Origin of the sequence: Bacillus sp. FSL P2-0099, assembly GCF_038007445.1 — a bacterium.
GTDB classification, from domain to species: Bacteria; Bacillota; Bacilli; order Bacillales; family Bacillaceae_G; genus Bacillus_A; species Bacillus_A mycoides.
This window is the reverse complement of record NZ_JBBOXE010000002.1, coordinates 43671-55982: the sequence shown is the minus strand read 5'-3', so window position 1 is coordinate 55982 and position 12312 is coordinate 43671. Positions and strand designations below refer to the sequence as shown.

The following is a 12312-nucleotide window of genomic DNA, read 5'->3' as shown; positions in this document are numbered from 1 at the left end:
ATCACAGCAAGTTCGTTACTACACTTAATATGTCCCAAAGTACCATATGTTCTTTTACCATTGAAATATTTTCTAACATCCGTTCGTAACTCATTCAGCTTACCCTGCCAATAATAAAGACCTAATACTTCCTATTAGGTAATGATTTCAATTCTGTATAGATAATTAGAAAACCTTCACATACTAAGGATTGGTTAAAATCTTTATTGACAATACAATGCAAAACAATATTGCAATTGTTTCTAAAAACTTGATATATTCTTCAAGAATTCGCCATACTAATCTTCACACTTAACTTGTCCCTTATGAATTCTTCATGTATGTAATGTTGTATAACTAACAAGGTGATTAATTATATCTTTAACCCTACTAGTATTAGGAATACACTAAAATATTTCAGTTAAGTCGAAATTTTTTTCAAATTACTACACATGATTAGTAACTTTTATATTCAACTAGCTTCCTCGTACTCGATTTGTGCTTCTGGTTTTAAGTACATCTTCCGTTGTTCTTGCTTTCTTAAATGTCGTGGAAGGAACATCTTCGTACCGTTTAGCCCAAATGCAATCCTGTTCCAGTCTGTCAAGATAGTTGTTTTTAGCAACTTCGGATTTTGAAGAATGACATTGTATGCTTCACGTAACGTTAAGTCATCAAGATCAATCCCTTGTTCAGTAAGAAAATCAATTGTACTACCACGTTGAGTTAATAAGTCATCTAAACCGTTGTCTGTTAACGCTAACAAAGCTTTGAACTCAGTAAATGTAAAACGATCTCGTACAATATGTTTATTTGTCGCCATTAAATCGTACTTGGCTAATTTTTCTGCAACCCTTTCTCCTTCTGCACTGTTAATTGTATAAATAGTAATATTAAGGCTTTTCAAAAATAATTCCTCCTAATGTTTTCTTAATGTAGGTAACATAAACACTTGATTTAAAAAATGCTAGTAATTTTATCAAAAGCACCACTTCATTTCAGAAAAAAATTGTAAACTTTAAAAACACAAGAAAAGTAGGAGCTTTAGCCCCTACTTAATTACAAAAACCATATCTCACTTAATTTTCCTATCTTTCAGATAAATGACATTATCGACATATTTCATTCATGTAACAAATAAAAATATATCCTATTTTGTTGAATAAACACTAGATTAACAAAGTTAATATTGTTTTTTAGTGAAAATAACATTTTTGTCATTAAATAACTAAAGTTAGTATTTGTAAAAAAGTTGATTGCAATCGCTATTTGTCCCTTGTATGATAAAACCAAGAAAAATAAACATCATTAAATTCAATTTGTCAATACATTTTCGAGACATTTCATAAAAATTAACCTAAAAAAATAGGCTGCGATGTTCGCCACATCGAGCCTAGGACAAAATTTAAAAGTAAGGACACTTACATTTTCGTTTTGAGTCTAAATTGGAATGCTTAAAATAATATTTCAATTTGTATTTGTTCTATTATGAAAATCTATCATGTTTAATAATACAAAAATACTGCTCTTTACCTTTTTAATCTTTTGTCCTTTGCAAACTATTATACTACCAATGAATCTGGAGGCTTTTTTATGTTAAAAAAGAGAATTAATATAAAAGATATACCAAACGAAGAGTTCTACAAACTACCTAAAGTTTTCATTTGGAAAAAACAATATCGTGAGAATTTAAGTATCGGTGCGAAATTACTATACATGTTAATAAGAGATCGATTTAATTTATCTATATATACAACACAAATTTCAGTTGATAACGGAAACGACACGCCTGCCTTCGTAGATGAAAAAGGTGATATTTATTGTATTTTAGATAATCAAGAAATCGAATTCTCATTAAATATTTCAAACAAAACTGTTACGAAGTTTATGGAAGAGCTTATAGCTGAAGAACTTGTATCCACAGAATCAGTAGATGGAGGCGCTAATCGAATCTACTTGAATGAACCCGATCCTAGTGGAGCGTCATTAGCACATTTCCTAGGTGAGAAAGAATTCTACAAACATGTTAAGATGCGTAAGAAAAAGAAGAAAGAACCATTAAAAACATTAGAAGAGTGTATAGCTACAGCTATAGATAAATACGGTGTAAAAAAAGTAGATAAGAAAAATTCCATTACTAGGGAAGGAGAAATTCCGGTACCTAGTAATGGAAAAAGTACACCCCTTAGTGAGGAGAAAACTCCACCCCTAGGGGAGGAAAAAGTACATCCTAATAATATTTATTCTAGTTATCTTGACCTTAGTGAGATTTATCCCAACGAGAATGATACAAACCCAAATAAATCTTCTAAATCAAAAATAGATGAAGAACCAATAGAAGAACTTAAAAATAATATTGTTTTACAAAAAAATAATTATGCCTTATTAAACCCTATCCTTGAACAAGTTGGGATTTGTCCCGATCTAAAGGCACTTAATGTTGTGAAGAAAATACTTGCAGAAGCTGGAATTACAACATTCCACAAGGTAGATGTATTAAATGCAATAGGTAAACATGCTATGAACGTCAAAAAGTATTTATCCCAAGGCGAAGTAATTGAATACGAACCTGCATTTTTCGCTAATAATCTTGTAGACCGTATTAGAGAGAATACTCTTAAGCGTCAAAACGAAGTGAAAAAACTGAAAAAGATAGAAAACCAACAAACCCATGAAACCACTTTTCATTTTTCTTCTTACAATTGGCTTGAAACAAATTAAAAGAGGGTTCAGTTGCAAAACATTTGATAGAAATATAGACCCAATAAAGCCTATTTAATGACAGATTATGATGCACTTCCAAATAACTTATGTATGAACCTAAATTCATTTTAAGTAGATTTCACCTATAAGTTAAGTTGGCCTTCATTACTTGCGTAACTTCAACGCCGTTCAATATACAAGTGGCTATTTCATACATCTTAAATTTCAAATCAGAACATACACATTTCTTAATGAAACAGAGGTCCTATTTCACTATATTATTATAATATTTAACTTTAATTATTTATATACTTTTCTCTCCTCTTAACTCATGAATTGCTATAGGAAGAGTTCTTGTTCTATAGCAATTCAAAAGTTGAGAAAATAAAAAGACACTTTTTCACAATCTTTAAGTAAAATTCTGTATTTTAGACATACGTAAATAGAACTTCCCTTAGTGCATCTTTTATGAAGTCACTGGAAGTTGCTCCGTTGATTTATTATTCCTCATTCAATTTTAAATACATTTTTAAAGCCTGCATTTCAAAATTGAACTTTTGTTCTTCATCAGAACAAAATATTATCTTTCCTTTATGTATAATTTGGACCTAAAGAACTGTTGAACTCTTTGATAAATCAACATATCAATATCTATATGAATCATATCTACCAACTCCTGGACTCATAAAACGTTTAAAAATCCCTAAAGTTATGTCTCTTAAATATGCTATATCAATATCATTATCTCTCCACTACTTTTTTATTGTTAGGGATTTTACCCCTTTGTTACATATTCTTCTTAACAAAAAAAATTAATTTTAAGAAATTTTTAAAACCTCTTTATAAAAGAACCAACGTTCGTGTATAATGAGAACAGATGTTCTTTTTGTTTTTAAAAATAATTACAATGTACAATTATTTAATCCTACTGAATAGGGTCATCTTAGATGTCGATTTTCACATTTTTTATCATTTTAACCAAGATGACTCCTTCTAAAGAATGCAACGATAAGGCTTCTAACCGCAAGGACTGTGGAACTAGCCTAATAAATTAGAGTTCGATAGAACTCTTTACTTAGGAATTCCTTCTTCTAAACGAAGTAAAAATGAGATAGTTCAAATCAGCAATATACTAGCGAAACCATTCGTAGCACAAACATATCCTTAACAAACCTACTTCAAGAAAGAGAAGAACAAATTTCACTTTTTGATAATGTCACGCAAAGAGAACAAGAGATAAAGCTAACGAAAGTAACGGATGAAATACGCACAAAATTTGGAGAGAATAGCATATTAAGAGGAATTTCGTATACAAATAATGCAACAGCAAGATACAGAAACACACTGTTAGGGGGACACAAAGCATAAACAACGCTAATATGCAACAAGGCCGAGGAATGGTAAAATGGGCGCGATTCGCCGGAATTCGTGAAATGATTAAAGAGAAAAATAAAGTAGCATCTCCTATTTTAACCTCTGAAGAAAAAGAACTGATTAAGAACATGCTTTTATGTTCCTTATTGTCCGAAGAAGAAATACTAATTACATATTATGAAGGCGGCTATTTACTTACTAACTATATGACCATCATCGATATAGATTCGCTAAATAGCGCTATCATATGTACGGATGCTTTTTATAATAAGTTGACACTACAATTTTCGGATATACTGGATGTAAAATAGAATAGATTTAAACGTTTGTATTGTTATAAAGGAGTGTATAAAATGCAAGGGAATCAGATACGAAAGAACGCAGCAAGAACAGTTATTCATAATGATATAAATAACTATCCCTATTTAAATATACCTATGATTATCAATGAGAAGGATGGAATAATTTACGAGGTTTTAAGCGCTGGTTTTCATAATAATGATGCAGTAGCAATGATAACAACTGACGGTTTTACTACAACTAGGGTAAATACACCAATCGTAACAGTAAAAAACGATGATAGTAGTATCCAAGTATTCCGTTTACCTTTAGAATTGGATTATTGGGTACTTTCATGTATGCGTGCTGCTTCAACAGGAAAAAATCCGTTCCCATGTAAAGTTGCTTTTGGAATCATTGATACTAAATGTCATGTGGAATTCAAGTGAAAAAGGAGTAAATTCATTTGTTCCTTTTATCGTTTTTGGAACAGTTATTTTCCTTAAGTTGATGGGCATGTAGCGGTATCCCTCACTATTATATCGTGTTTGCTGGGAAAACAGATGCTTATAATTCATACTTGAGAGAATGGAATTGCAGGTAGATAAATATAAAAACGAGAAGTCTGAAGCATTAAATAGTAAGTATCAACTATACAATGACATTCATGGTCTATTCAGCGGACTTATGTTTATGGGCTTCTTCGTTGGAATTGCGTTCTTAGCAATGATGGCAAGTTGTCTAATGTTTAAAGTTTTGTCTGGCGCATCAAAAGATAGAACGCGTTATCAAATGCTTCATAAAATCGGTGTTCGTCGGGAATTGTTAACAAAATCGATTTATAAAGAGTTATTCTTCGTATTACTATTCCCAGCAATTGTGGGTATTACGCACATACTAGTTGGCATGAACATGTTCAGTCCTCTTTTAGTGGATCCATACTATCGAATTTGGTTACCAATTGTTATTTTCATAGTGATTTACTATTTGATTACAGTTCAATTGTACTTCCGAAAGAAAATTAGTGTAAAGGGTTTACATATACGAATAATCAATATAATCTGTCCCCATTTATTGGTCATTCTAAATGGGTGCAAAAAATTTCAAAATAATAAATGTCATAGTACTACGACCTGCGAATAATTGATTCTAGTGTAAAAGCTCTACAATTGTATCATTTATTTAAGAACAGACTATTTCAGTAGTCTGTTCTTTCTACTTTTCATACAAAACGGGGTTACTCTTATACAGCATATCGAACTCAGTATTTTTTCGAATATTCGTTTCCTCTTCAGGGGTAAGATCTACTAGTTTCGGATTTTTTTAGCTTACTTCTTGATTTCAATTAATTTCAACATATCTAATTACCATCCACTATTCTCGGTTGTCAAGATTTTGCGTATCTCCGTATACTTCCCGAAGTTTTTGCTGCAGTATATCACGATCCCATAACAGTACATTGGTACTCTTCGCCTGATTTTGTGCCTGTTTCGTGTAATAATTATTTGTGATAACTAAACCCTGATCTAAATTGTAGAACGCAATTCCAGCAATCACCTCTTGTACGGCCTTGTTTGGTACTTTATCACTATACCGCTTTGCCTGTATTCCAATATTTAACCCTTTTCTTCTCGCAATAACATCTATACCATAATCTCCTGAACTACTCGTTACCTCTGTCTTATAGCCCATATTTTGAAATAACTGTGCAACAAACTCTTTAAACTGATATCCATCCATTGCATCTATGACTTCTATTGTTACTGATTCATAATCTTCCACATCAGCTAAGAGATCGGATTCATAATTTTGTAGAATCTGCTCTTCTCCTTGTCATAGAATGGAATAACTCTCTCATCTTCATTTATACAATCAGAAGAGAGTATAAAATAAATAGAAATTAAAAACATGGTGAACATTTTTGATGGTTCAAGACTTTGAACAGATTTTTCTTCAGCATACGGAATATTTAAACCGTAATTTATATCCCGATAAATACCTAGTTGTTGTGAACCATAGCGTATACCAAACCCATTCATTCTCTTTAATTCTATTATCTCAGGTTCTTTTTCTGCATTAGAAATTTGTATATACGCTATTTTTCTAGACAATTTATCTAGAACAAGTACATGCTGCAAATCTTCACTTACAAATTCGAAGTCAAACTGAAAATCTGATAATACCTATCTTGATTTCCGAAGAACATCCTCTTTCTCTTTAAAATATATTTCAAATCTTTCTTCTTTCGACAATTTATCTGGCTTTTTCCGTTTAAAAAATCCCCACATCCCCCATCACAACCCCCTGCACAGTTTACATATACGCTAATACTTAATATGTATTATAAACGTTGAGATAAAACTGAGTAATTACCTGTTACCCTTTATTTTATATATACTTTTCTTTAGCTTTGGCTTCTTGTGTAACCGTACTTTAGTCCCATTAATATCTAAGTCAATCTTTTCTTCCTCTAAAGCCTCCATTTTCTCTTTATGTTCTTTTTCAATTCTATCTCTTTCTTCTTTTCTCTTAGTCGCTTTGGGACCAATTACAAACAGAATTAAGAATATACTCACCATTACAACAAAAGTAGTCACTAGTACCTCTCCCCCTTTGCCAAAACTTCATACAACAAAATTCTTTTTAATGTATTAGACTTAACTCAGAAATCTAGAGGAGAACGAGCACTAGCATAATTACACAGAAACATTATAGAAATTACCTGCACTATTCCTCCTTCCCCTATATAAACAAAGATTATAAATGACGCAGCAAGGCCGGTACTATCAATGTCATTACAAATATAAAAATTGAACTATATCTCAAACTTGTACTCCATTTTCCATATTTGGGATGTTCAAATTTCTTATAAAGCATACCTAATGCTAGCGATATTAAAAACATTAATACAGCTGTCCCTAAAATTATAGAAGTAATTAAGCCCACCATATTACTCATAAAGGTTTGAAAATCAAAAGAACGTGTTGTCAACATTAACACTGGTAGAATCCTTATTAATAGAATGAGAATAAACGAACCTACTCCAAAATATATAGATCTTTTTTTCCACTTTATATGTTTAAACCATAAAGAGGCTCCAAAAACTAATAATGAAATTAAAATTACTACAGAAAGAATAAGGAAAATCACATCAAAAAATGCAGGCACACTCGCATGGACTACACCATCTACTTTATTTCCCCCATCTTTTATTACATCACTGCCGCCATTAAACAAAGAACCAAACCAGTCTACAATCCAATCGGTCATCCAGGAAATATCAAATGGTAAATCTTCATTTTTTATTTGTTTAGGAGCAACTGAATTGAGCATTTTCAAATTCTCCTCCCCCTTCATTAAAAATTACCCCCTTTACTTTAAGTATATAAATTTCCTTAACCAAAACTAAGAAAGTATTAAATCATACTTGATTAAATAGAAGAACCACACTTATGAATAGAAATTTCATTTGTTACATTTGTACACTCGCGTTTTGATAACGATCCGTTGCATTTAGCTTTGTCCCTATTTTGGAATAAGTAAAAAAATACCCATCCAATTGTTATACACATAATAATTGGATGGGTACTTCATTACACATTCTTTATTCTGTTTTTATTGACATAGACGAGTTTTATACATTTCATGGTGATACAAACTATAGTACCAAATTAAATAATTTTAAAATATTACTACGTAATTCACTCAATTTAAGAAAATAAAATTTCACAAACCTTTGATGATAGCTTCTTGGTTTATCGTATAGAACATACGCATGGGAAAACGCAGCATAATATCGGTTTTTCTAACCTTTTAAATGACTTAATATATATCTTTGCGTATTTATGTCTTGGCATTTTAATGCCGTTACTAATTCTCGATTAACATCTGATACAGGTAATGGTTCTCCATATGTATCAAATAATCTTATACCCAACTTACTTAAAATCCGTGTATTATTAAGATTCCTACTCTCTTGTGTATAACTAATAATAGTGCGTAAATTAACCCCAAAACTTATCATAAACCAACTCTCCCTCTTCAATGTAAACAGATATGGATATACTTCTATTTATTTTCGAGGAATCCCTTGATGCTTAATAAGCCCTACGTATTTCTCAATACCATAACAGTATAAGCTCTCTCTTTTTCTACTATAGTGCTACGCCACCTCTTATAAGAAGTATTCAATGGTAGCAATTGCAAAGTTAGTTTTTATCGGAAGATATCCAAAAAGAAAAACTAGAAAAAAGAGCACTAACATTCCCATCATTAGAATCAAATACTCTAAATAATACTGTTTATCTAAATTTCTTTTTGTTTTAGAAAGAAGTGCTATACAAGATATAGAAATAGCGATTAATCCTATGACTAAACTCATTCCTAACTTCGTTGTTTCTTTTATAACTTCTTCTAGTTTAGATACATCTTCTGCAATTGCAATTGCTACTGTAGGTATTATTATTACAGATAAAATACCCGTAAGACCAATAATCATCTTTATTTTTTCAAAATAATCCTTCCTTCTATGTAAAAATGTAACAGAAGAATATTTCAACAAATAAATCACAAAAATAATATATAAAGATTTAATACACCGTAATAACAATGTTCTTATAAATTAATAAAACATATACGGTATATTAAGTTTTATCCTATATATATAGGTGACTTTTATACGACAAAAAAGAGCTCTTCTATAAAACAGAACAAAAGAAAAATAGATAATCCTAAAAAATAATACAAATTATTGATACTTTCAAAAGACAAAATTTAAATTCCCATCACAATAATACCTATGTTTAAGTATGAAACATTCTACCTTCACTTATAGCTATGGATATCCTTATTTTAGAATTCCATAATATCCAAAGAGCTCTTTGAGAGATACTTCAATACCAAACCTCTTCAAAGAACCTTTTCTTTGTTCAAAAAGAAGTTCTAAAACTTTTTTCTTATCTTTGGCTCTTCCAAAATGAATTAACCTATGACAGTTCGGACATATACTAACTATATTTCCAACAACATCTAAACTATTTTCAAAATCATGTTGCATTCTTAACGGTATTAGATGATGGGCCTCCATATAATTTTCTCGGCTGGCTTTCGATACAAATGTTTCATGTGTGTCATCTATTTCACATTTAAATTCCGCCTGTTTAATAGCCTGCTTAGCTTTTTGGGAATCACGTGGCCATACTTCTTTACCAGCTTCCATTTTCAGGATTTTTCGTTTTTCTGGTTTACCCTCTTCCGCAACCTTTACATTACTATAATCCGAATCAATATTAGCCTGATACATATCTGCCTCTTGCTCATCCTCAGAAAGAATAAAACTCTCATTCAACACTTTAATAATATTATCAATAGATTTATATTTTGCTAATTTAATTTCTAATTTTGTTGAATCAATATTAGTAAATCCTTGTGGTTTATGGTTCAATTTGTAGCCAAAGAAAGCTGCGAATTCTATTGCTTTAATATTTACAGGTTTTAGATCCTTAATAAAATAGATGTATTCCCACGTTTCACCGTTATCGTTGGTTCTCCAAATTTTTCTAGCTACATCTGGGTTATGAGTCTTAGCAAAAATTGTCCCGAAAAACTTAAATTCCCCTTTAGAATATGCTAAAATCCCGTCACCCTCTTTTAACTTTTCCCATCTATCAACATTTGAAGAACCATGAGTTGCTCCCCACATACATACATTCTCATGTAATTCATTATCCTTAAGTTTAGTTACTGTATCGGCATCTAAATCTGCTAAACATGTAGAAATAGGATATTGGTTTTTAATAGTGGCTTCCAAATTTTTTATAGCACTATCATTACTTGCAGTAAAAAGATATAACATATTTAATTCCACCTTTTTCAAATTTCATTATATTTCTTTTTAGAGTCTCGAAATTTCTCTACTGGATATTTTTCATTGTTTTTTTCTATTTTGTTTAAAATAATCTCTTCTAAATCAATATCCAATTGATCTGCTAACAGCATTGAATAAATGAGTACATCTGCCAACTCATCTTTCATGTCTTCTTTTTTGGTTTCTACAGCTTCCTCACTGCTTTTCCACTGAAAATTCTCCAACAACTCACTCGCCTCTAAAGAAAGAGAGATAGCTAAATCTTTAGGATTGTGAAACTGCTTCCAGTTCCTATCGTCCCGAAATTTTAGGACTTTCTCTAAAATAGTTTGATTCATTTTTTGAATCCCCCAGTTACTTTTCATTGGTAAACTCTTCTATAATTATATATAACCATTTACTTCCATTGCAATAAAATATGAATATACAAATGTAAAAGATTAAAATATAAATAAGTACACATGTTTTATTAGGGGGGTATATGTATGTCCAACAGCAGCTTATGGTTAGATGAAATTATAACAATATTAACTGAATTAGATGGTACTGGCACACTGAATCAAATTAAAACAAAGGTTATGGAGCGTATTAAAATTGACTTGAGTAGATATCAATATGAATAGTCTATAGCTGCAAGAATTAGAAAGACCATTTATCAACATCCAAGTGAATGTGATATTTACAATGGTGAGCAAGATTTATTTTATGCTGTAAATGGTAAAGGAAATGGTTTATGGGGGCTTAGAGATTACGATAATAATAGTAATTCTGATTTAATAGACGGCGAAGAAGGATTTTTTGAAGGCAGACAAATCCTTAAGGTACATCTATCTTTCGAACGTAACAGCAAAGTGATTAAATTGGCTAAGGAGCGATTTAAACAACTACATGGTGGAAAACTGTTTTGTGAAGTTTGTGGTTTTGATTTTTATAAGGCATACGGGGAGTTAGGGAAAGATTTCATTGAAGGTCATCACATTGTGCCTGTCTCAGAGCTTAAAGAGGGCTCTGTAACCAAAGTAGAGGATATTGAAATGGTATGTGCAAATTGTCATAGGATGCTGCATAGGAAAAGGCCATGGTTAAGTAAGGACAGTTTAATATTTTCAATCAAAACAAATTTTTATTAATAAACTTATATAATCGAATATTCACTCTTGAATTTTATAATAAATAGGATAATAACCTTATATCTTCAAAGTTATTATCCTATTTTAATTTAACTTGGAAGACGAATAGACTCGCGGCTAAGCTTCCGATTATATACTGCTCTTAAACTACTTATTTCTGCTTGATGCTTACTCAAGAATTCTGCAGTAAGCTGTTTGACCATTTCTCGATAAGGTCTTTTTGGATCATTTATATGCTCAATGAGATTATCATATAACATTATTATACTTTGTACACGCCTCTCAAACATTTTTTCAAAATTAGGATTATTTTTCAACTGAGCAAGTTGTTTCAACTCCTCTACCTCATCACATATCTGTACCATTTTAAAATTAATGTCTTTAGCTAATATGGCTCTTTCATCGGTAAGTTCTTTCCTGTATAAACCATAAATATCAATAGACTTTTCTCCTTTATCAGAGCCTTCTTTAAACGTAACAATTCCCGTATCTATAAACACAAGATGTTCACTTGGATTATCCACACACGGATTTAATAATAAAGGCTCTTCAAATACAACTTCTTTTGGTCCTTTAGCTCGTTTACTTTCATTAGCCAAAGGAAAAAAATTTTGTTTATATGACCTATTACATCTCGAACATGATACCAAAAGATTATCCCAATCCATAGCTAACCAATAATAACCGGGATATACCAATTCTGGTTCTCCCTCTATTTTTATCGCCTTTTTAGGTCTAAAATGTTCAATATCTTCATATGAAGTCACATCAATTCGGCTTTCACAATATCCACATTTCCCATTAAACATTTCATTTAAAATTCTTTTAACATTGGCATTTTTATATGCCTTAAATTTAAATTTCGAATCTTTTGTAAAAGTTGTTTTTTTAGCATCTTCTAATTCTTTATATCCAATGGAATTTGGATTAGTTAAATTTAATTCTGGTGGCTGCAACTTTCTTTGAATATATATCATTAGA

At 31.0% G+C, this 12312-nt stretch carries 13 protein-coding genes and 4 pseudogenes; 6 read left to right on the top strand and 11 right to left on the bottom strand.

Annotated elements, in window-relative coordinates:
- Positions 1-451: 451 nt before the first annotated feature.
- A complete protein-coding gene (locus MKY90_RS28160) occupies positions 452-886 on the bottom strand; it encodes an ArsC/Spx/MgsR family protein (RefSeq protein ID WP_000838805.1) in 435 nt (144 codons plus the stop codon).
- Positions 887-1572: 686 nt separating this feature from the next.
- On the opposite strand from MKY90_RS28160, the gene MKY90_RS28155 reads away from it, so the two are divergent.
- On the top strand, positions 1573-2700 hold the full coding sequence (locus MKY90_RS28155) for a replication initiator protein A (protein WP_098168819.1): 1128 nt from the start codon (positions 1573-1575) through the stop codon (positions 2698-2700).
- Between the two features lie 482 nt (positions 2701-3182).
- Here MKY90_RS28155 and mntA read toward each other — a convergent pair.
- Positions 3183-3428, bottom strand: a pseudogene (mntA, locus tag MKY90_RS28150) (type VII toxin-antitoxin system MntA family adenylyltransferase antitoxin); the annotation flags it as partial.
- A 373-nt stretch (positions 3429-3801) separates the two neighbouring features.
- Between mntA and MKY90_RS28145 the strand changes: the two are divergent.
- From MKY90_RS28145 to MKY90_RS28130, 4 genes and pseudogenes are all read left to right on the top strand, one after another.
- A pseudogene (locus MKY90_RS28145) lies at positions 3802-4050 on the top strand (DNA repair protein); the annotation flags it as partial.
- Positions 4047-4367, top strand: a complete 321-nt coding sequence (locus tag MKY90_RS28140; protein ID WP_098000088.1) for a YolD-like family protein — start codon at positions 4047-4049, stop codon at positions 4365-4367. The pseudogene MKY90_RS28145 and the gene MKY90_RS28140, both read left to right, overlap by 4 nt.
- 42 nt (positions 4368-4409) lie before the next feature.
- Positions 4410-4784 (top strand): hypothetical protein, encoded by a 375-nt coding sequence (locus MKY90_RS28135; RefSeq protein WP_012259930.1) that lies wholly within the window; start codon positions 4410-4412, stop codon positions 4782-4784.
- Between the two features lie 95 nt (positions 4785-4879).
- Positions 4880-5343 (top strand): annotated as a pseudogene (locus MKY90_RS28130) (ABC transporter permease); the annotation flags it as partial.
- 366 nt (positions 5344-5709) lie between these two features.
- Here MKY90_RS28130 and MKY90_RS28125 read toward each other — a convergent pair.
- The 8 genes from MKY90_RS28125 to MKY90_RS28090 form a co-directional block, all read right to left on the bottom strand.
- Positions 5710-6117, bottom strand: coding sequence for a restriction endonuclease (locus MKY90_RS28125; protein ID WP_341093442.1), 408 nt, complete (start codon positions 6115-6117; stop codon positions 5710-5712).
- Positions 6118-6122: 5 nt separating this feature from the next.
- A complete protein-coding gene (locus MKY90_RS28120) occupies positions 6123-6473 on the bottom strand; it encodes a hypothetical protein (protein ID WP_341093439.1) in 351 nt (116 codons plus the stop codon).
- Between the two features lie 231 nt (positions 6474-6704).
- Positions 6705-6932, bottom strand: coding sequence for a hypothetical protein (locus MKY90_RS28115; RefSeq protein ID WP_000206853.1), 228 nt, complete (start codon positions 6930-6932; stop codon positions 6705-6707).
- Between the two features lie 160 nt (positions 6933-7092).
- Positions 7093-7692 carry a hypothetical protein gene (locus MKY90_RS28110; RefSeq protein ID WP_341093437.1) on the bottom strand — a complete coding sequence of 200 codons (600 nt, stop codon included), beginning with the start codon at positions 7690-7692 and terminating at the stop codon, positions 7093-7095.
- 448 nt (positions 7693-8140) lie between these two features.
- The gene (locus MKY90_RS28105) at positions 8141-8359 is read right to left on the bottom strand and encodes a hypothetical protein (RefSeq protein WP_341093435.1); all 219 of its coding nucleotides are present in this window, start codon (positions 8357-8359) and stop codon (positions 8141-8143) included.
- A 150-nt stretch (positions 8360-8509) separates the two neighbouring features.
- The gene (locus MKY90_RS28100) at positions 8510-8893 is read right to left on the bottom strand and encodes a hypothetical protein (protein WP_341093433.1); all 384 of its coding nucleotides are present in this window, start codon (positions 8891-8893) and stop codon (positions 8510-8512) included.
- A gap of 288 nt (positions 8894-9181) precedes the next feature.
- Positions 9182-10189, bottom strand: a complete 1008-nt coding sequence (locus tag MKY90_RS28095; RefSeq protein WP_341093431.1) for an HNH endonuclease — start codon at positions 10187-10189, stop codon at positions 9182-9184.
- Positions 10190-10206: 17 nt separating this feature from the next.
- On the bottom strand, positions 10207-10539 hold the full coding sequence (locus MKY90_RS28090; RefSeq protein ID WP_341093429.1) for a nucleotide pyrophosphohydrolase: 333 nt from the start codon (positions 10537-10539) through the stop codon (positions 10207-10209).
- 147 nt (positions 10540-10686) lie between these two features.
- Between MKY90_RS28090 and MKY90_RS28085 the strand changes: the two are divergent.
- Positions 10687-11331: pseudogene (locus MKY90_RS28085) on the top strand (HNH endonuclease).
- Positions 11332-11420: 89 nt separating this feature from the next.
- Here the strand turns inward: MKY90_RS28085 and MKY90_RS28080 are convergent.
- Entirely contained in the window at positions 11421-12308 is an 888-nt protein-coding gene (locus MKY90_RS28080; RefSeq protein ID WP_341093427.1) for a hypothetical protein, read from the bottom strand.
- Between the last annotated feature and the right edge of the window lie 4 nt (positions 12309-12312).